Raw genomic sequence first — 19,405 nt, 5'->3', positions numbered from 1 at the left:
CCCGGCCACACCATTCACGGGACGGGGACCCGCGCATGCCGCAGGCGCTGAACAGACAACTGGGCGGGTTCGACGCCACAACGGTCGGCATCGGTTCGATGATCGGGGCCGGTGTCTTTGTGGTCTTCTCCCCTGCGGCTGCCGCGGCCGGATCCCTCCTGCCCCTCGCCGTCGCCCTTGCCGCGGCGGTTGCCTACGCCAACGCCGCCGCATCCGCCCAGCTGGCGGCAGTGCACCCGGTCAGCGGCGGTACCTATACCTACGGCAGGCGCCAGCTCGGTGAATGGCCCGGTTTCCTCGCCGGCTGGAGTTTCATCACCGGCAAGGCCGCATCGTGCGCGGCGATGGCGCTCACTTTCGGACTCTACGCTGCCCCCGGCTTCGAAAAAGCTGCGGGAGTCGCAGCGGTGGTGGCGCTCACCGTGGTGAACCTGCTGGGAATCACGCGTACCGCCATGATGACGCGGATCATCGTTTCGCTGGTGGTGCCGGTGCTCGCGTTTGTCATCGTGGTCGCCTTCGCGCAATCCACAGACGACGGCGGTGCCTCCCCTGCCGGTCCCACCGGCGTCCTGCAGGCCGCAGGGCTGATGTTCTTCGCTTTCGCCGGGTATGCGCGCATTGCCACGATGGGCGAGGAGGTGCGCGAGCCCGCGCGCAACATCCCGCGCGCCGTCTTCAGCGCTTTGGGGTTCACGCTCGCGCTGTACACGCTGCTCGCAGTCGGTCTGCTTCGGGCGGTGGGCCCGGAGAAGCTCGCGGCCTCGTCGGCTCCCCTGACCGAGGTGTTCCTGAGCGACGACTCGGTCCCACTCCTTGCCGTTTCGATTGCCGCTGCCCTGGCGAGTCTCGGCGCGTTACTCGCCCTGATTAGCGGGATCGCCCGCACCACGCTCGCAATGGCGCGCGAAGGCGACCTGCCGCGTGCGTTCAGCTCGGTGTCGGCTCGCCGCGCCACGCCGTTCGTCGCTGAACTGGCGACCGCCGTCGTCGTGATTGCGCTGCTGCTCGGAACCGACATCCTGACTGTAGTGGGCTTCTCCAGCTTCGGCGTTCTGCTCTATTACGCGGTGGCCAACCTCTCAGCGCTCACGCTGTCTTCGCGTCCCTGGTACGCGCCGCGGGCACTGAATGTTCTCGGCCTGGTCGGGTGCCTGGTGCTCGCGTTCACCCTTCCGGTCCAGTCGGTGCTGACCATGACGGCCATCCTTCTGGTCGGACTGCTTGGCCGTGCCGCCGCAGTGCTGATGCGACGACGCCGGCACCAGACCTAGCGGGGACGGTTCAGGCCCGCGGGAGAACCGCCGGCCACCGGTCGCCCGCCGGCGGGTTCCAGGACAGCGGATCGGCAGGGACCTGCTCGCCGGACCGGATGTCCTTGACCTCGTGCGTCCCGTCCGCTGAGGTGAACCAGACAAACGGGATGCCGCGGCGGTCGGCGAACTTGATCTGCTTTCCGAACTTTTCCGCCGAGGCGGCCACCTCCACCGGGATGCCGCGGCCGCGCAGGGCGGCAGCGACGTCCTGTGCGGCGGACCAGGAATCGTCATCGGCGAGGGTGACCAGCACCGCCGTCGGAACCTGACGGGACGCCGCTGCGAAATCCTGGTTCAGGATGCGCGTCACCAGGCGTGTGACCCCGATGGAAAGCCCGACGCCGGGGAAGGTCCGGTTGCCCTTGCTCGCCAGCGCGTCGTAGCGGCCTCCGGAGCAGATGGACCCGAGGGACTCGTGGCCCACGAGCACAGTCTCGTAGACGGTTCCGGTGTAGTAGTCCAGGCCGCGGGCGATGCTGAGGTCCGCGATAACCCTCCCGGGCACCCGCCTGACTGCCTCGGCGATGACCTGCTCGAGCTCGGCCAGGCCCTCGTCCAGCAGCGGATCCGACACTCCGAGTGCACGCACCTGTTCCACGAACGAGGTGTCTTCGGTGCGGATCGCTGCGAGGCTCAGGGCTGAGCGGGCCTGCTCGTCGGTGGCACCGAGTTCCGACTTCAGGAGTTCCGCAACCTTCCCGGCACCGATCTTCTCCAGCTTGTCGATGCTGCGCAGCACCCCCGGGGTGTCGGTCAGGCCGATGCCGCGGTAGAACCCCTCCGCGAGTTTCCGGTTGTTGATGCGCAGCTGGAACTCGGGAATGGGCAGGGCGCCGAGCGCCTCCGCGATGACCAGCGCCAGCTCAACGTCATAGCGGAACGGCAGGGATCCGTCACCGACCACATCGATGTCGGCCTGGGTGAACTCGCGGGCACGGCCCTCCTGGGGGCGTTCACCGCGCCAGACCTTCTGGATCTGGTAGCGGCGGAACGGGAAGGCAAGGTGGCCCGCATTCTCGACCACATAACGCGCAAAGGGAACCGTGAGGTCGAAGTGGAGCGCGAGGGCATCGTCACCGGCCGCTCCGGCGTCCTCATCCTGCAGCCGCGATACGGCATAGACCTCCTTGTCGATTTCGCCCTTGCGCAGCAGCTGGCCAACCGTTTCAACGGCACGCGTCTCCACGCTGGAGAATCCGTGAAGCTCGAAGGTACGCCGCAGCGTATCCAGGACGTGCAGCTCCACGAGGCGCTCCTGAGGCAGCCATTCGGGAAACCCGGACAGCGAGGACTTTCGTGCCATGTAAGGAACTCTCCTTGGAATCGCTTGTGTCCCCACCGGTCGGCCGGGGATCCTGCGGTGAAGCGTGAGGCGGGAGCGCACTGTGCCTACACTGTCTGCGGCACTCATTTTAGGGGAACGCGTCAGGCCGTTGCTAACCGGCCGGGCGCGTGCCCGGATATATCTGGGCAGCGCCCAGATCCACCGTCGGACACAGGAGGTTCCGTGGCCGTTGACCGGCGCGGACGCGAAATGCGCCGCCATATCAGCCAGATCGAGGCGAAGCGCGAACTGAAGCGCGCACAGGAAAGCCGACGCCGGAAGGACAGCACCATTGCTGGCGGTGCGGCAGCAGCGGTCCTGGCTCTCGCCGTCGCACTCCAGGTCTTCTGGTTCAGCTCCAATCCGACGGCCGCCGAGATGGCCGCCCTGGAGGATGCACCAGGTGTTGCCGAGAGCGCTGAAGCGGAACCGGCACCCAACGGCGCGAACATCCCGGATCCCTCCATCGCGGAGGGGAAGGTCTTCACGGGCATGCTTGCCACCAGCGCCGGGGATATCGGCGTGGAGCTTGACGGAACGGCGGCGCCGCAGGCTGTCGCCGTGTTCACCTCACTCGCCGAGGACGGTTTCTTCGAGGGCAAGACGTGCCACCGGCTCACCACGGCCGAGACCATGGGGGTACTGCAGTGCGGATCGCTCAACGGGGACGGCGCGGGTGACCCGGCCTACCAGTGGGGGCCCGTGGAGAACACTCCGGAGGACGGCGTTTACCCCGCGGGGGCAATCGCTGTGGCGCGCGGCGCGAGCACCGACAGCAACGGCACGCAGTTCTTCATCGTCTACAAGGAGTCGCAGATTCCACAGAACACCGGCGGGTACACCATCATGGGTTCGGTGACTTCCGGCCTGGACGTTGTCCGGCAGGTCGCCGAAGCCGGTGTGGAAGGCGGCAGCGAGGACGGAACCCCGGCCACGCCTGTGACGATAGACTCATTAACCCTGCAGTAAATAAACGGGATACGGCCGTTAGCGCCGTCCATCGAGCGAAAGACTTCTAGCGGTGACAAACAGTCAGAAATCCGACGAAACGCCTGCAACCGACACAGCCGGGACCGTCCCACCGGACACCGTCGCGGAGCCGCCTGCCTCCGGGGAGGCCACGGAACAGGAGTCTGCCACCCCGGCCCCTGCCACTGCCTCCACCCCGGCCCCCGCCCCGGCCCCGGCGCAGCCTGCAGCCGACCCGTTGCCTGCAGCCCCGGCTCCGACACCCGCCAAGGCGGCTCGGCCCCGTCCCACACCGGCCGCCATGGCTCCCCGGCCCAGCGGTCCGGCGGCTGCAGCGGTTGTCGCCGCTCCCCCGATCCACTCCACTCCCCTGGAGGAGGCAGAGAAATTTGCCCGGGTGGAGGAAGACGGGCATGTGTTCCTGCTCGTCGACGGGGAGGAGTTTCCCGTCGGTCAGTATCCGGATGCCTCCCGCGAGGAAGCGCTCGGTTACTTTGTGCGCAAGTACGACGACGTCGCAGGCCAGATCACGCTGCTTGAGCAGCGGGTCCAGGCCAAGGCACCGACCACGGACATGCGGAAGACGGCAGCGCATCTCGCTGAACAGGTTGCCGAGCGCAAGATGGTCGGGGACGTCCGGGCGCTGGAGGCGAGGCTGGATGCACTGACAACGCACATCGCGGAACTTGAGTCTGCCGAGAAGTCGGAGCAGGACGCCGCGCGGGCCCGGGAACTGGAAGCACGTGAGGCAATTGTGGCGGAAGCTGAGGAGATTGCCGGCCGGGATCCGTCCACCGTGCAGTGGAAAGCCAGCAGCAACCGCATGAACGAGCTGTTCGAGCAGTGGAAAAACGCACAGAAGTCCGGCATGCGGCTGGGCCGCGGCACGGAGGATGCGCTGTGGAAGAGGTTCCGCTCCGCCCGCACCGTCTTTGACCGCCACCGCAGGGCCTTCTTCTCGCAGCTCGACAACGAGAACGCCGACGCGAAGCGCGCCAAGGAAGCTCTCATCAGCCGTGCGGAGGAACTTTCCACCTCCACCGACTGGGGGCATACAGCTGCAGAATACCGCCGGCTCATGGACGAGTGGAAAGCCTCCAAGCGCGCAAGCCGCAAGGATGACGACGCCCTGTGGGCCCGGTTCCGGGCCGCCCAGGACAGGTTCTTCGCTGCCCGCAAGGCGGCGAACGAGGCCATCGACGAGGAGTACGGAGCCAACCTCGTGGTGAAGGAAGCCCTCCTCGCTGAAGCGCGTCAGCTCCTGCCGGTCAAGGACGTCGCTGCCGCCCGGAAGGCGCTGCAGTCCATCCGCGACCGCTGGGAAGACGCCGGAAAGGTCCCCAGGGCTGACATGGGACGAGTTGAGGCGCGGCTGCGCGAGGTTGAAGACGCTGTGCAGGCGGCCGAGCAGGAGCACTGGCAGCGCACCAACCCCGAGACCAAGGCACGCACCAACAGCGCGCTCAGCCAGCTCGAGAGTACTATCGCCTCCCTCGAGGATGATCTCGCCGCCGCGGAGAAAAACGGAGACGCCCGCCGGATTTCCGCCGCGCGGGAGGCGCTGGAAGCACGCAGGCAGTGGTTGGACATGCTGCAGAAATCCGCACAGGACTTCTCCTAGCGCCAACGTGTTCCCCCGCGTCGTAGCCGTGTGAAGGTGAGTCCCGGCCGGCCCGTTATCCACAACGGGCCGGCCGGGACTTTCCCTTTGCCGGCGCATTGGGGAAGCTTGACGCATGCCAGCCACGCAAGGATCCACCGCGCAGGGGCAGCCGAGTGCCCGCCGCAACCTTGCCATCAACTCCACCGGTGGAGTCCTGTTCCACGGCGGAACCATCTTCAGCCACGTTGAGCTTCAGGCAATGCGCCTCGACGGCCTGATGGTCCATGTGTGCGGGGAATCCTATGTGCGCACCGACCAGCCGACCACTCCGGCCATCCGAGCCCAGTCGGCGCTCAACGCTGTCCCGAGGTCACTGCACCGGCGGGTGGCGCTCGCCCGGCAGACCGCCGCCTGGGTTTACGGGTGTGCTCCTGCTCCGTCCGTGGTCAGCCTGGTCACCGACCACCGGCGTCGGACCACTGCGCTTCCCCTGTCCGGCCCGGCCGTCATGCACCAGGTCACCCTGGGACCGTGTGATCTCTCCACCATCGGAGGAGTGGAAGTGACTTCGCCCCTGCGGACGGCTCTCGACGTCGCAATCCACGGACAGGATTCCTGGGCGGTGGACGCGCTGAGGAACATCGCTGCGGCGCCGGAACTCCGCTGCCCGCTGCACCTCGTGGTGCTGTCGCTGGAGCACGCAGCCCGCGTGCCGGGCAAGGCTCGCGCCCTGGCCCGGTTGCGGGAGGCCATGCGGACCGGCCGCTAGAGCCGCCGCTGTGAGCCGGTGGTGCGGTACACGTCGAAGACCCCGTCGATGCGCCGTACCGCACTCAGAATGTGGCTGAGGTACTTCGGGTCACCCATTTCAAAGGCGAACCGCGACATCGCCACCCGGTCCGTCGACGTGTTCACGCTTGCGGCCAGGATGTTCACGTGGTTTTCGGAGAGCACCCGAGTGACGTCCGAGAGCAGGCTCTTGCGGTCCAGCGCCTCGACCTGGATTTCCACCAGGAAAACACTCGACTGGGTGGGAGCCCATTCGACGTCGACTATGCGGTCCGGCTGGTCCCGCAGTTCCTGAACATTTCGGCAGTCGTTCCGGTGGACCGAGACACCGGACCCACGCGTTACGAAGCCCACAATCGGGTCCGGAGGGACCGGCGTGCAGCAGCGTGCCAGCTTGACCCACACATCCCCGACACCGCGCACGGTTACGCCCGAGTCGGAGAACTTGGGACGCCGCGGCTGCGTTGCAACGGTCGCCTCGGCGATGTCGTCCTCAGCCCCGGCATGACCGCCCATGAGTGCGACAAGGTGCTCGATGACGTTCTGGGCGGAGGTGTGGCCGTCACCCACTGCGGCATACAGCGCCGAGATGTCCGCGTGGCGGAGCTCCTGCGCCACCGCCATGAGCGCATCGTGCGTCATCATGCGCTGCAGGGGAAGGTTCTGCTTCCGCATGGTGCGCGTCAGCTGGTCCTTGCCCTTCTCGATTGCCTCTTCGCGGCGTTCCTTGGTGAACCACTGCCGGATCTTGTTGCGCGCACGGGGGCTCTTGACGAATCCCTGCCAGTCCTGGCTCGGCCCGGCGCCCTCCGCCTTGGAGGTGAAGATCTCCACCCAGTCACCGTGGTTCAGCTCGCTGTTGAGCGGAACGAGTTTGCCGTTGACCCTGGCGCCGATGGTCCGGTGGCCCACTTCCGTGTGAACGGCGTAGGCGAAGTCCACCGGCGTGGAGCCGGCAGGCAGCGCCATCACCTCGCCCTTCGGCGTGAACACGAAGACTTCCCTGGCATTGATCTCGAAGCGGAGGGAGTCGAGGAACTCGTCCGGATCCGACGTCTCCTGCTGCCAGTCCACCAGACTGCGCAGCCAGCCCATGTCGCTGTTGTCAGGGGCTCCGCTGGTTCCCGCTCCACCCTGGTTCTTGTACTTCCAGTGGGCAGCGACACCGTATTCCGCACGCCGGTGCATGTCATGGGTCCGGATCTGGATTTCAACCGGCCGTCCGCCGGGTCCGATGACCGTGGTGTGCAGCGACTGGTACATGTTGAACTTGGGCATGGCGATGTAATCCTTGAACCTGCCGGGCAGGGGGTTCCACCGCGCGTGCAGCTGGCCAAGGGTCGCGTAACAGTCGCGTACCGAATCAACGAGGACCCGCACGCCCATCAGGTCATGGATGTCGTCGAAGTCTTTGCCCCGGACGATCATCTTCTGGTAGATCGAGTAATAATGCTTCGGCCGCCCGGTGATGGTCGCCTTGATCTTCACCGAGCGCAGATCCTCTCCGATCTGGTCCCGAACGAGGTTGAGGTGCTTTTCCCGCTCAGGGGTGCGGTCACCGACCATCCGGACGATCTCTTCATAAACCTTCGGGTGGAGCGCCGCGAAGGAGAGATCCTCCAACTCCCACTTGATGGTGTTCATACCGAGTCGGTGTGCCAGCGGTGCGAAGATCTCAAGGGTTTCCCGCGCCTTGCGGGCTGAGGACTCCGGTGAGACAAAGCGCCATGTCCGGGCATTGTGCAGCCGGTCTGCCAGCTTGATGACGAGGACGCGGATGTCCTTCGCCATTGCGACGACCATCTTCCGGACCGTCTCAGCCTGTGCGGCGTCCCCGAAGGACACCTTGTCCAGTTTGGTGACGCCGTCCACCAGCATGGCGACTTCCTGGCCGAAGTCGCGGCGGATGTCCTCCAGCGTGCAGCTGGTGTCCTCGACGGTGTCGTGGAGGAGTGCGGCGGCGAGCGTTGTCCCGGTCATGCCGAGCTCGGCCAGAATGGTGGCTACCGCGACAGGGTGGGTGATGTACGGATCGCCGCTCTTGCGTTTCTGTCCTTCATGGCTTCGCTCCGCTACCTCATAGGCGCGCTTGATGAATTCCAGGTCCTCTTTGGGGTTGTTGGCGCGTACCGTGCGCAGCAACGGTTCCAGAATGGGCGAATAGTCGGCGGCGCCGCGGCCCGCAAGGCGGGCCAGGCGCGCACGGGTCCGCTCCCGGCGGCCGGGAGCGGTAGGCCCTTCGGCAGGAGCCGGCGGCGCCTGGACAGGAGCGGCCGCGCGGGCATGCTGCACGCGCGGTTCAATGCCCGCTGCCGACGATGGTCCGGTCCCGGACGGGCGTCCGGGACCACTGGCTTCAGCCACCCAAAACCCCACTTCCGTTGCAGTTCCTACCAACCCCACCGGGACGGGTAAGGGTACAACATGCCACACACCTGGTTGACTCTCCAAGTTTATCCGCCAGTGAAGCCGTCCGCGCATGTTTGACGGCAGTTCGTGCGCGCGGTACTCCCGGCGCCGGGCCCAGGATGCACAACGGCCCGGCACTTACCGTGCCGGGCCGTTCCCTGCTGCTCAACGGCGCTGACGCCGGCGAACTACTGGGCTGGGATGCCCTCTGCTTCCTTGGCTTCGAGAGCCCGGCGGTGCAGCACGCGCTTCTCCTGCTTCCGTATGTCCGGCTCATTCATCCGCAGCCTCGCGTACATCGGAGCAGCGATGAAGACGGTGGCCACCGTACCGATGATGATTCCGACGAAGAGGGCCAGTGAGAGGTCCCTCAGGGTTCCTGCGCCAAGGAGCATTGCCCCGATGAAGAGGATCGCCGCAACGGGCAGCACGGCGACCACCGAGGTGTTGATCGACCGGACCAGCGTCTGGTTGACCGCAAGGTTCACCTGTTCGCCGAAGGTCCGTTTACTGGAGACGTCCAGATCCGCGGTGTTTTCCCGGACCTTGTCGAACACCACAACGGTGTCATACAGGGAATAACTCAGAATGGTGAGAAAGCCGATCACCGCCGAGGGCGTCACCTCGAAGTCACTGAGCGAGTAGATACCGGCGGAGGTGATCATGACAACCACCAGCGCTGCCATTGCGGCAACGGACATCTTCCAGGTGCGGAAGTAGAGCGCCATCAGTGCAGCGGCAAGCACCACGAAAACGATCAGGCCGATAATGGCCTGGCGGCTGACGTCTTCACCCCAGGTCGGTCCGACGAAGTTCGAGGTGACATCCTCCTCGGTGACACCGTAGGCGCCGATGAGCGCATCGCGCACGTTCAGCGTCTCATCGTCGCTCAGGCGCTCGGTCTGGATCCGCATGGTCTCAGGAGCGATGTTGGTCACCCGGGGCACTGCTTCCGGCACTACGTTGGTGACAGCCTGCTCGCCGGCTGCAATGTCCGTGTCCTCGACATTGGACACGGTGAATTCGGAGCCGCCGCGGAAGTCGATGCCGAGGTTGAACCCACCCTTGATGACCGGGATGAGGAGTGAGAGCAGAATTGCGGCACCTGCAATGGCGAACCACAGGTTGCTCTTGCCCACGAAGGGGTAGGACCGCTTGCCGGAATACAGTTCATTTCCGAATTCGGCGAAACTGAAACGGCTCATCGGTTGTCTCCTTCCTTGGATCCGCGGGCCTGGGCTCCGACGGTCTTTTGTTCTTCAGCCTTTTGTTCTTCGGCGGCTTTCCGTTGTTCGGCCAGGCGCCGTTCGGCGATGGTCATCCGCCGTTCCGCCTCACGGCCGGCAGCCTTGTTCCGGCCGCGCAGCTCAACCGCGGGCCGCTCCACCGGCTTGTGCCGCACCTTCCCTGCACCGCGGTACAGCGGGAGCGCGCCAAGGCGGGTGGGGTCAAGTCCGGACCACCGGTGCCCTTCACCGAAGAACCGGGTCATCGCGAGCAGACGCATCATGGGATGGGTGAACAGGAATACCACCACAAGGTCCGCAATTGCTGTCAGGCCCAGCGTGAAGGCGAAACCGCGCACATTGCCTACCGCCACGAAATACAGCACGACGGCGGCGAGAAGGTTCATTGCCTTCGAGGCCAGAACGGTCCGCTTTGCTCGTCGCCAGCCGTTCTCGACAGCCGATACGAGGCCGCGCCCGTCACGGAGCTCATCCCGGATGCGCTCGAAGTAGACAATGAAGGAGTCCGCTGTCTGGCCGATCGCGACGATCAGGCCCGCCACGCCGGCAAGGGACAGACGGTAGTTTTCCGTCCAGCCAAGGATGCAGATCGCCAGATAGGTGAGCCCGCCGGCCACCACAAGGGAGGCGATGGTCACCAGGCCCAGCATGCGGTACTGGAACAGCGAGTACACCGCGACGAGGACCAAACCGATCACGCCGGCGATCAGGCCGAGGCGCAGCTGGTCGGCACCGAGAGTGGCGGAGATCTGCTGTTCGCTCTGGATCTCGAAGCTGATCGGAAGAGCACCGTACTTCAGCTGCTCCGCCAGCGCGGCAGCCGATTCCTCGGTGAAGCTGCCGCTGATCTGCGGACGGCCGTCGGGGATCACAGCATTTGTGGTCGGCGCCGAGACGATCACGCCGTCGAGCACGATGGCGAACTGGTTCCTCGGATCGCCCGATCCGATGGCGAACAACCGTTCGGTCACCCCACGGAAGGTCTCCGTACCTGCGTCGTTGAAGTCGATGTTCACGACCCATTCATTCAGGGTCTGGCCCTGGGCGCTGCGTGCCATGCCGTAATCGGCGGACTCGATGTCCGTACCGCGGACCTCGACGGGTCCGAGAATGTACTTCCCCTGGGTGTCCGGCTCGCAGGCGATCATCGGCTGGTCGGCCGGTGCAGGTTCCACCGCGGGCTGCAGGGCTTCCGGGCTGGTGCAGTCGGTGGACTCGAATTCCTGCAGCAACTCGGCCGTGATCCAGTTGGGGTCACTGGCGTCCGTGGGCTCGGCGCTCGGTGTGGGGAGCTGGTCCTCCGGTGTGGGCGTCTCGGCTGCGGGTGCGAGTCCGGGACCACCGAAGAGGACCGGCCGGAATTCCATCTGCGCCGACGCCTGGATCAGTTCCCGGGTCTCCGGTTCCGGGATTCCCGGGAGGGCGACAATCACATTCTGACCCGACTGGGTGCTGATCTCAGCCTCGGCAACTCCGCTGCCGTCGACTCGCTGCCGGATGATTTCGACCGCCTGGTCGAGCTGCTCGGGGGTGATCTCCTCGCCGCCGCCCTGCACCTGCGGCGAGAGGATCATCTGGGTTCCGCCCTCAAGGTCAAGGGCGAGCTTCGGAGCCCAGCTCGCGGTGCTCCACAGCGAGCCGCCGCCGAGCAGCAGGGCGAGCAGTGCAAAGACTACTCCGAGCCATACGAGTGTTCTTTTCGCGGCGGAGCCCGGGCCGGTTCGTGCCATGGTGCGTGAATCCTTAGGGTGTTGAAACGTGAGACTTGCTGACCGTCAGAACAGGGCCGAAGCGCAGGCTACTGGTCTTTGTCGTTCCGGTCACGGGAGTTTTCCCGGTTCAGCCGGTCGACGCTCTCTTCAGGAGTCTCCTCGCGAAGCGGACGGTCGGCAGACGCCTGCGGGTCGGTAAGCGATGAGGCGTCGTCAGGGACAGTGTGTCCGCTGTCTCCAGCAATCGGCTGCTCCTCGGCAACCGGCTCCGGCGAGACTACCTTGCTCAACGCCTGGGTATGAACGGTGGCGGTGACACCGGGTGAGATTTCCAGGAGGGCCTTGTTGTTGTCCTCGTCGAGGGAAACGATGGTGCCGAACAGACCGAAGTTGGTCATGACTTCGGTACCGGGAACCATCTGTGTGCGCTGCTCGGCAACCTGCTGCTTCATCTTCCGCTGCTTGCGGAACATCGTGAAGATCAGGAAGGCCAGGGCCAGCGGGAGAAGAAGGCTGAAGACGTCGAAGCCGCCGCCCGTTGTCTGAGTGGTTTGGGCAACTACATTTGCGAGCACAGAGAAGATCCGTTCCTATATTGGTTTGGCGCGGCCGGGCAGAAGTGTGCCACACGCCATATCAGTCTACGCCGGAACGGGACCCGATTTTCGCATCAGCCTTCCCGACTGCTCCATTCCGTTTCGCTTCGGCGGCTATCTTCCAGCCCGGAGGAAGAATCATCCTGATAGACGGAGAAGAGGTCTTCCGGCATGGCTGCGGCGACGGTGGGAGGCATGACGAGACCCAGATGCTCCCACGCAGCCGCGGTCGCGATCCGCCCGCGGGGGGTCCTGCCAAGCATCCCCTCCCGCACCAGGTACGGCTCGGCCACTGTCTCAACGGTCTCGGGCTCCTCCCCCACGGCAATAGCGAGCGTGGACAGACCCACCGGCCCCCCGTTGAACTTTGTGACCAGTGCGGTGAGCACGGCGCGGTCCAGCCGGTCGAGCCCTTTTGCGTCCACCTCGTACATGTCCAGCGCCGAGCCGGCGCACCTGGCGTCGATGACGTCCACCCCGTGCACCAGCGCCCAGTCACGGACACGCCGCAGCAACCGGTTGGCTATTCTCGGGGTGCCCCTGGACCGGCCGGCCACTTCCGCGAACGCGGCCGAATTGACACGCATGTCCATCATCATGGCCGACCGCCGGAGCACCAGCTCGAGTTCGCCCGTTGAGTAGAACTCAAGGTGCCCGGTGAAGCCGAAGCGATCACGCAACGGTCCGGGAAGCAGACCCGCGCGGGTTGTCGCCCCGACCAGGGTGAACGGCGGAAGATCCAGCGGGATGGCGGTGGCACCGGGCCCCTTGCCCACGATGATGTCGACGCGGAAGTCTTCCATCGCCATGTAGAGCATTTCCTCCGCCGGACGTGACATGCGGTGGATCTCATCGAGGAACAGCACTTCCCCTTCGGTGAGGGAGGAGAGAATCGCAGCGAGGTCTCCTGCGTGCTGGATTGCCGGCCCCGAACTGATGCGCAGGGGGGCGTTCATTTCCGCGGCGATGATCATCGCCAGGGTGGTTTTTCCAAGTCCCGGCGGACCGGAAAGGAGCACGTGGTCGGCGCTCCGGCCGCGCATCCGCGAGGCTTCGAGCACCAGGGACAGCTGGCGCCGCACCCGGGCCTGACCAACGAAGTCATCAAGGTTCTTCGGCCGCAGGGCTGCTTCTACGGCCCTGTCCTCAGGGTCGACTGCCGCCGAGACCAGCGGCTGTTCCTGATCCGCCGCCATCAGTTCACCGATGCCCGGGCCGAGCTGCGTGCACCGTCCTGGCCCAGACGTCTAAGGGTCAGTTTGAGAATCGACCCGACGTCACCGGCGGCAGCAACCTCGGGCGATTCCTTCACCGCCGCCTCGATGGCGCTGCCGGCGTCTTTCTCCGACCACCCAAGGCCCATCATCGCGGCGAGAACCTGCGACTGCCAGGCATCCGCTGCGGTTCCCGGTGTGTCTGATTCCAGCGGAACGAGCTTGTCGGCAAGCTCGAGCACGATGCGGCGCGCGCCCTTGGGACCGATACCCGGCACTTTGCTGAACGCCTTGTCGTCCCCCGACGACGCTGCGACACGAATGGCGGCGGGCGGGTGCACCGCGAGGACAGCAAGGGCCAGCCGCGGGCCCACGCCGCTGACTCCGAGAAGCGTCTCGAACACTTCGCGCTCTTCGGGATCAGTGAACCCGAACAGTGTCATGGAGTCCTCACGGACGATCATCGACGTGAAAACCCTGGCCTGGTTGCCCGCGCGGAGGGTGGACAGCGTCTGCGGCGTGGCCTGCACCTGCATACCGAAACCGTTGACGTCGAGAACGGCCGAGTGCAGGCCGACATGGCTGACTGTGCCGGTCAGTGAACTGATCATGCGCTGGGCTCCAGGGGCTGAGGATCGAAGGGAATATCACCGAACATATCTACGAATCAGCGTACGGCGTGTACCCGACAATTCCGTGCCCGCCACACCGTGTCCGCTGGATCACCGGACCGGGCGCCCACGAGCGGGCGGTTACCGGCGTCGTCGGGCTTTGGCTTCCGCGTCCGCCCAGAGCCGCTGCGCTGCTGTCTGCCCGGTGCCGCCCTGGGTCCGTACCGAAGCGGAGGATCCGGTGCGCCAGGCGTGGGTGATGGCCAGTGCCAGGGCGTCGGCGGCGTCGGCCGGGGTGGGCGCGGTGGTGAGCCTGAGGATCTTCGTGACCATCTTGGTCACCGCCGCCTTGTCCGACTGGCCGTTTCCGGTCACCGCCGCCTTGACCTCCGTAGGTGTGTGGAGTGCAACCGGGATCCCCCGGCGCGCGGCGGCCGCGATCACCACTCCCGATGCCTGCGCCGTCCCCATCACGGTGCTCACATTGAGCTGGCTGAAGACACGTTCGACGGCGAGGACCGCCGGAGTGTGGAGGTCCAGCCAGGCGTCCACCGACTCCGCGATCATCAGGAGCCGCCGGTCCAGGCTGTGGTCCGCCGGCGTCCCCACCACGCCGACGGCCACCAGGGTTGCGCGGCGGTTGGGTTCGACGTCCACCACGGCCAGCCCGCAGCGGGTGAGGCCGGGGTCGACCCCCATGACACGCAGGGTCACGGGGATCCGCCGGGCGCGCCGGCAGCCGGACTAATCGTCGCTCTCCAACTGCGCCCTGACGTCCTCGCTCAGCTCGGCGTTCGAGTACACGTTCTGCACGTCATCCAGTTCCTCGAGAGCGTCCACCAGCTTGAGGAACTTGCGGGCGGCATCCGCGTCGAGTTCCACCTGCATCGAGGGTACAAATTCAACCTCGTCGGTCTCGTATTCGATGCCGGCTTCCTCAAGGCCTGCGACAACCGCGCGCAGGTCCGTGGGTTCGGAGTGTACGTCGAAGCTGTCCCCGGACTCCTTGACCTCTTCGGCGCCTGCGTCGAGGACCGCCATCAGGACGTCATCTTCCGACAGATCGTTCTTCGGGAGCGAGACAACGCCCTTGCGGGCGAACAGGTAGGCCACCGACCCCGGGTCGGCTACCGTTCCGCCGTTACGGGTGATCGCCACCCGGACCTCGGAGGCCGCACGGTTCTTGTTGTCGGTGAGACATTCGATAAGCAGCGCGGAACCCTGCGGACCGCGTGCTTCATAGATGATCTCCGAGTAGTCGACCACCTCGCCGGTGAGCCCGGCGCCGCGCTTGATGGCGCGGTCGATGTTGTCATTGGGCACCGAGGTCTTCTTGGCCTTCTGGACTGCCAGTTCCAGGGCGGGGTTGCCGGACATGTCCGCACCCCCTGCCCGGGCGGCCACCTCGATGTTCTTGATCAGCTTGGCGAAGGACTTTGCGCGTTTGGCATCAATCACGGCCTTCTTGTGTTTGGTGGTAGCCCATTTAGAGTGCCCCGACATGCTCTGCCCTTCTTTTTGCGATCATCGTGAGAAAAAGCTCATGGATGCGGTGCTCACCGGTCACTTCCGGATGGAAGCTGGTGGCCAGCAGGTTTCCTGAACGAACTGCAACAATTCTAGCGACCGGCCCCGCGGTGGAGCGCCCGACGCCGTGTTCGGCCGGCGGCGTATCCGGCGCGTCGACCTGGGCGAGGACCTTCACCGACTCGCCCACCTTCTCCACCCACGGCGCGCGGATGAACACCGCGTGGACGTCCGGCCCGCCCCCGGGAAGCTCCGCAAATGCAAGATCGGTTTCGAAGGACTCGCGCTGCCGCCCGAATGCATTGCGGCGCACCACGATGTCCAGCCCGCCAAGCGTCTGCTGCGGGTTACCCTGCAGGTCCACGGACGGATCCGCAATGGTGTCGGCGAGCATGATCATCCCGGCACAGGACCCGTACACCGGAAATCCGTCGCGGATACGTTCGCGGAGGGGTTCGGCGAGGTCGAAGGCACGCGTCAGCTTGTCCATGGTGGTCGATTCGCCGCCCGGAATGATCAGCCCCTCAACCGCGTCGAGCTCACTGGGACGACGCACGGGAGAGGCCTTGCCCCCCAGGGATTCGATCACCCGGATGTGTTCGCGTACGTCGCCCTGAACCGCCAGGACGCCCACGCGCACGGCCGGGTTCTGATCAGGAATGGTGGAAGTCACCGGCCCATTCTAGTTTGGCGCAGGGCCTTCCTACCGAATCGGCCTGGTCCGGGGTGCACCGCGGAGCCTCCCCCGCAGCCATAGCGGCACCGCAATCAAATCGCGATAAGTTAGACCCCATGTCTGGTCTGTCTGGTGTAAGCGTGCCCCTCGGCAAAGCAGTGCGGGCGCTCTCCCGCCTGCGCGGCGGTGGTTCCGCGTTCCCCGGACTCGTGGTTGAACGCATTGATCCCGGATTCATGGCAAGGGCCCTGCGGAACCTGCCGCACGGCGTCATCGTCGTCAGCGGCACCAACGGGAAAACCACCACCACCAAAATGGTGGTCGAACTCCTGGAGGGCCAGGGCCTGAGGGTTTTCACGAACCGGACCGGCAGCAACTTCACCCGCGGCGTTGCCGCCGCGCTCCTCGGCGAGGTCAACTGGCGCGGGCGGCTGGACGCCGACGTTGCGGTCCTCGAACTCGACGAGGCGCACGCTGTGCACTTCGTCAATCTGGTTCCGCCCAACCACTGCCTCCTGCTGAACGTCCTCAGGGACCAGCTTGACCGGTTCGGCGAGATCGACAAGACCACGCGGCTGCTTGAACAGATCGCCGTGAAGACCACCGGGACTGTTGTACTCAACCGGGAAGACCCGCGGGTCGCCTCCATCGCATCATCGGTCCGCACTGCCTCGGTTGCCTATTTCGGACTGGACGAATCCCTTCGGGACACCTTCCCCAGCGACGATGACCTGCGCGGCGCCACCGGAACGGCACCCGCCTCAAGCCTGCCTGCCGACGTCGTGCTTGAGTCCGTGAATTCGAACACCGCCAGGTTCCTGATGGACGGCGAATCGAGCACCGTGGAACTGAGCCTCCGCGGGGTCTACAACATCTTCAATGCCGCCGCAGCGCTGGCCATGGCGCGGATCATCCTGGGCGGGCACGCCAACCGCGAGGCTCTGCTCCGATCGCTTGCGGCGGTTGAGCCGGCGTTCGGCCGCGGTGAGTCGCTGGTAGTGGACGGTCAGCCGCTGGAGCTTGTCCTGGTGAAGAATCCGAGCGGATTCAGGCTGGGACTGAAGTCTTTCGACGCCGCCGGATACGCCACGATGATCGCCATCAATGACAATTACGCCGACGGCAGGGACATGTCCTGGCTCTGGGACGTTGACTTCGACAGCCTGAAGAACGGCGGGGTGAACATGGTCAGCGGCGTCCGGGCCTATGACATGGCGTTGCGCCTGCAGTATGACGACGTCGCGGCCCGGGAGATCGACCCGGACACCGGATCAGCCCTGCACACCTTCATTCGCAGTTCCGCGGGCCAACCCAAGCGGATCTTCTGCACCTACACTGCGATGCTCGCCATCCGCAGGGACCTGTCCAGAATTACCGACGTGAAGGTGGTCTCATGAGCCCCGACGCCGCCGCGAGCAAAGGCACCGTGCGCATCCTGCAGCTCTATCCGCGGGACATGAACATCTACGGGGACTGGGGCAACGTGCTGGTGCTGAAGCAGCGCCTTGCCTGGCACGGCTATGACGCCGTCATCCTCGAGCACAACGCCGGTGATGACTTCCCGGCGGACGTCGACATCCTGATCGGCGGCGGAGGTCAGGACAGCGGGCAGGTGGTGATCCAGCAGGACCTGCAGTCCAACGCGGCACGCCTGCGTGCCCTCGCCGAGGACGGCACGCCGATGCTCGCGATCTGCGGGCTCTACCAGCTGTTCGGCAGGTTCTTCAAGACCCACGACGGCACGGTGATCCCCGGAATCGGAATCCTGGACATCGAGACCCACGGCGGGGATGCACGGCTGATCGGCAACGTGGTGGCCCGCAGCGAGGAGTTCGGCGACATCCACGGTTACGAGAACCACAGCGGCCAGACTTTCCTCGGCCCGGATGTTCGGCCGCTCGCCACCGTCTCCAAGGGAGAGGGCAACAATGCGAAAGAGGACCATGAGGGAGCACGGCACCTCAACATTGTGGCCAGCTACCTGCACGGCTCCCTGCTCCCCAAGAACCCGGCGATCGCCGACTTCCTGATCCGTGAGGCAGTCACCCGGAAATACGGTTCCTTTGAGCCGGGGACGATCGATGACAGCATCGCGGAACTCGCCCGGCGGCACGCCGCAGCGCGCCCGCGCTGACTGTGCGCTGAGCCTTCCCTAGTCCTCCTCGGACACCAGCCACTGGTGGGCGCCGTCGTCGGACGCACCATAGGCTTCCACCGTTGCCAGCGTGCGGGCCTTGACCGCCGCCTCATGTTCCGGGGTCGAGCATGAGCCGGGTTCCCTATCCGGCGCCAGGGAACACCAGCGGTAGGGGTCACGGACAATCACCGAGGGCACCCAGGCGAGGTCGCTGACCGACCACTGCCCCGATTCATCGGCGGCGAACTGCGCCCGGATGGTCAGCCCCTCGTTGTTGACGTCATACACCGGGGACAACTCGGTGACGCCGTTCCCCAGCCCGTAGACAATCCAGGTGTCGTTGTAAAACTCGATGGGCAGCACGGAGTGCGTGTGGTGGCCGTAGATGAAGTCCACGGCGCCGCTGTCCGCCAGCGCATGGGCCAGGTCGATCTGCTGCTGGTTGGGCAGCGACGCGTACTCGTCCCCGGCGTGGATGGCTGCAATCACGACGTCGGCGCCCTCCTCGCGGGCGCGTTCCGCCTTCGCGATCATGGCCGGCCCGTCGAGAATGTCCACCTGCCAGGGAAAGTCGGGGATCAGCCCGTTCAGTCCGTAGGTGGCTTCGATGACCGCAACCCGGGCAGCGGGCGTCTCGAGGATCATCAGTTCCTGGGCTTCGGCCTCCGTGCGGTAGGAGCCGGTGTGCTCAAGCCCGAGCCGGTCGAGGGTATCCAGGGTGCGTACCAGCCCCTCGGTCCCGGCGTCGATCGTGTGGTTGCTGGCCGTGGTGCACGCCTGGTAACCCACAGCCTTCGCACCATCGAGGATCTGCGGCGGAACGTTGAACTGCGGGTAACCACTGAAGGGCCCTTCCGGGGTGGCCACCGGCGTCTCCATGTGGCAGATCGCCAGGTCGCTCGCCTCGATGTACGGGCGCTGCCCCGCCAGAAGCGGTTCAAAGTCGAGGGATCCGTTGCCGGATTGCTGCGCGTCGACCGCGGCCTGGTCCCACAGCTGCGGGTGCACCAGCAGGTCACCGGAGGCCAGAAGGGAGAAGCACCGGTCGGTGGGACAGTCGGGCCCCTTGCCCGGCGTCGGTTCAGGGCTCGGTTCCGGTGTTGGTTCCGGCGCCGCAGAGGTGGCCGGAGCCGATGAGGCAGGTGCCGCCGTCGTCGTTGGTTCTGCACCACCGGTGGTGCGGCCCTCACCGACGCCTACGCAGCCGGAGCAGGCAAACGCCAGCGCCAGGAACATCGCCGCCCACCTGCCTCGAATCAGCGAACGTGCAGACAC

At 65.7% G+C, this 19,405-nt stretch carries 17 protein-coding genes; 6 read left to right on the top strand and 11 right to left on the bottom strand.

Annotated elements, in window-relative coordinates:
* Positions 1–35: 35 nt before the first annotated feature.
* Positions 36–1,274 carry an APC family permease gene (locus BLS52_RS03640; protein WP_090584563.1) on the top strand — a complete coding sequence of 413 codons (1,239 nt, stop codon included), beginning with the start codon at positions 36–38 and terminating at the stop codon, positions 1,272–1,274.
* 10 nt (positions 1,275–1,284) lie between these two features.
* Here BLS52_RS03640 and hisS read toward each other — a convergent pair whose 3' ends face one another.
* Positions 1,285–2,619: a histidine--tRNA ligase gene (gene hisS / locus BLS52_RS03635; protein WP_090584562.1), complete on the bottom strand. Its 1,335-nt coding sequence runs from the start codon at positions 2,617–2,619 to the stop codon at positions 1,285–1,287.
* A gap of 204 nt (positions 2,620–2,823) precedes the next feature.
* Here hisS and BLS52_RS03630 point away from each other — a divergent pair, with 204 nt between their 5' ends.
* From BLS52_RS03630 to BLS52_RS03620, 3 genes are all read left to right on the top strand, one after another.
* Entirely contained in the window at positions 2,824–3,609 is a 786-nt protein-coding gene (locus BLS52_RS03630) for a peptidylprolyl isomerase (RefSeq protein ID WP_342707415.1), read from the top strand.
* A 52-nt stretch (positions 3,610–3,661) separates the two neighbouring features.
* Positions 3,662–5,230: a DUF349 domain-containing protein gene (locus BLS52_RS03625; RefSeq protein WP_175460079.1), complete on the top strand. Its 1,569-nt coding sequence runs from the start codon at positions 3,662–3,664 to the stop codon at positions 5,228–5,230.
* 115 nt (positions 5,231–5,345) lie between these two features.
* Entirely contained in the window at positions 5,346–5,981 is a 636-nt protein-coding gene (locus tag BLS52_RS03620) for a hypothetical protein (protein ID WP_090584560.1), read from the top strand.
* On the opposite strand, the gene BLS52_RS03615 is transcribed toward BLS52_RS03620, so the two are convergent.
* The 9 genes from BLS52_RS03615 to pdxT all read right to left on the bottom strand — a co-directional run bounded on the left by BLS52_RS03615 (position 5,978) and on the right by pdxT (position 15,990).
* The gene (locus BLS52_RS03615) at positions 5,978–8,293 is read right to left on the bottom strand and encodes a RelA/SpoT family protein (RefSeq protein ID WP_400583498.1); all 2,316 of its coding nucleotides are present in this window, start codon (positions 8,291–8,293) and stop codon (positions 5,978–5,980) included. The genes BLS52_RS03620 and BLS52_RS03615 overlap by 4 nt on opposite strands.
* Before the next feature lie 305 nt (positions 8,294–8,598).
* Positions 8,599–9,615, bottom strand: a complete 1,017-nt coding sequence (secF, locus tag BLS52_RS03610) for a protein translocase subunit SecF (RefSeq protein ID WP_026543691.1) — start codon at positions 9,613–9,615, stop codon at positions 8,599–8,601.
* On the bottom strand, positions 9,612–11,387 hold the full coding sequence (gene secD, locus BLS52_RS03605) for a protein translocase subunit SecD (RefSeq protein WP_090584559.1): 1,776 nt from the start codon (positions 11,385–11,387) through the stop codon (positions 9,612–9,614). The genes secF and secD overlap by 4 nt, the downstream gene beginning before the upstream one ends.
* A 68-nt stretch (positions 11,388–11,455) precedes the next feature.
* Positions 11,456–11,944: a preprotein translocase subunit YajC gene (locus tag BLS52_RS03600; RefSeq protein ID WP_026543692.1), complete on the bottom strand. Its 489-nt coding sequence runs from the start codon at positions 11,942–11,944 to the stop codon at positions 11,456–11,458.
* Positions 11,945–12,039: 95 nt separating this feature from the next.
* Positions 12,040–13,161 carry a Holliday junction branch migration DNA helicase RuvB gene (ruvB, locus tag BLS52_RS03595; protein WP_035777386.1) on the bottom strand — a complete coding sequence of 374 codons (1,122 nt, stop codon included), beginning with the start codon at positions 13,159–13,161 and terminating at the stop codon, positions 12,040–12,042.
* Positions 13,161–13,790 carry a Holliday junction branch migration protein RuvA gene (gene ruvA, locus BLS52_RS03590; RefSeq protein WP_026543694.1) on the bottom strand — a complete coding sequence of 210 codons (630 nt, stop codon included), beginning with the start codon at positions 13,788–13,790 and terminating at the stop codon, positions 13,161–13,163. Before ruvA ends, ruvB begins: the two co-directional genes overlap by 1 nt.
* A 141-nt stretch (positions 13,791–13,931) precedes the next feature.
* Positions 13,932–14,504 (bottom strand): crossover junction endodeoxyribonuclease RuvC, encoded by a 573-nt coding sequence (gene ruvC, locus BLS52_RS03585; protein ID WP_026543695.1) that lies wholly within the window; start codon positions 14,502–14,504, stop codon positions 13,932–13,934.
* 30 nt (positions 14,505–14,534) lie between these two features.
* Positions 14,535–15,293: a YebC/PmpR family DNA-binding transcriptional regulator gene (locus BLS52_RS03580; RefSeq protein WP_026543696.1), complete on the bottom strand. Its 759-nt coding sequence runs from the start codon at positions 15,291–15,293 to the stop codon at positions 14,535–14,537.
* On the bottom strand, positions 15,277–15,990 hold the full coding sequence (gene pdxT, locus BLS52_RS03575; protein ID WP_026543697.1) for a pyridoxal 5'-phosphate synthase glutaminase subunit PdxT: 714 nt from the start codon (positions 15,988–15,990) through the stop codon (positions 15,277–15,279). Before pdxT ends, BLS52_RS03580 begins: the two co-directional genes overlap by 17 nt.
* 119 nt (positions 15,991–16,109) lie before the next feature.
* On the opposite strand from pdxT, the gene BLS52_RS03570 reads away from it, so the two are divergent.
* Both BLS52_RS03570 and BLS52_RS03565 read left to right on the top strand, forming a co-directional pair.
* Complete coding sequence (locus BLS52_RS03570; protein WP_090584558.1) at positions 16,110–17,390, top strand: Mur ligase family protein; 1,281 nt, start codon at positions 16,110–16,112, stop codon at positions 17,388–17,390.
* Positions 17,387–18,127: a type 1 glutamine amidotransferase gene (locus BLS52_RS03565; protein ID WP_090584557.1), complete on the top strand. Its 741-nt coding sequence runs from the start codon at positions 17,387–17,389 to the stop codon at positions 18,125–18,127. The genes BLS52_RS03570 and BLS52_RS03565 overlap by 4 nt, the downstream gene beginning before the upstream one ends.
* Positions 18,128–18,145: 18 nt before the next feature.
* On the opposite strand, the gene BLS52_RS03560 is transcribed toward BLS52_RS03565, so the two are convergent.
* Positions 18,146–19,405 carry a CapA family protein gene (locus BLS52_RS03560; RefSeq protein ID WP_245702681.1) on the bottom strand — a complete coding sequence of 420 codons (1,260 nt, stop codon included), beginning with the start codon at positions 19,403–19,405 and terminating at the stop codon, positions 18,146–18,148.

Source organism: Arthrobacter subterraneus, assembly GCF_900099735.1.
In the GTDB taxonomy this organism is placed as follows: domain Bacteria; phylum Actinomycetota; class Actinomycetes; order Actinomycetales; family Micrococcaceae; genus Arthrobacter_D; species Arthrobacter_D subterraneus.
Note: the sequence above shows the minus strand (reverse complement) of the source record. Positions and strands in the feature narration are given on the sequence as shown.

Excerpts from the sequence above, each read along its gene's own strand:
- BLS52_RS03640 (WP_090584563.1), top strand. The coding sequence starts at position 36 with ATGCCGCAGGCGCTGAACAGACAACTGGGCGGGTTCGACGCCACAACG.
- hisS (WP_090584562.1), bottom strand. The coding sequence starts at position 2,619 with ATGGCACGAAAGTCCTCGCTGTCCGGGTTTCCCGAATGGCTGCCTCAG.
- BLS52_RS03620 (WP_090584560.1), top strand. The coding sequence starts at position 5,346 with ATGCCAGCCACGCAAGGATCCACCGCGCAGGGGCAGCCGAGTGCCCGC.
- secF (WP_026543691.1), bottom strand. The coding sequence starts at position 9,615 with ATGAGCCGTTTCAGTTTCGCCGAATTCGGAAATGAACTGTATTCCGGC.
- secD (WP_090584559.1), bottom strand. The coding sequence starts at position 11,387 with ATGGCACGAACCGGCCCGGGCTCCGCCGCGAAAAGAACACTCGTATGG.
- ruvB (WP_035777386.1), bottom strand. The coding sequence starts at position 13,161 with ATGGCGGCGGATCAGGAACAGCCGCTGGTCTCGGCGGCAGTCGACCCT.
- ruvA (WP_026543694.1), bottom strand. The coding sequence starts at position 13,790 with ATGATCAGTTCACTGACCGGCACAGTCAGCCATGTCGGCCTGCACTCG.
- BLS52_RS03580 (WP_026543696.1), bottom strand. The coding sequence starts at position 15,293 with ATGTCGGGGCACTCTAAATGGGCTACCACCAAACACAAGAAGGCCGTG.
- BLS52_RS03570 (WP_090584558.1), top strand. The coding sequence starts at position 16,110 with ATGTCTGGTCTGTCTGGTGTAAGCGTGCCCCTCGGCAAAGCAGTGCGG.
- BLS52_RS03565 (WP_090584557.1), top strand. The coding sequence starts at position 17,387 with ATGAGCCCCGACGCCGCCGCGAGCAAAGGCACCGTGCGCATCCTGCAG.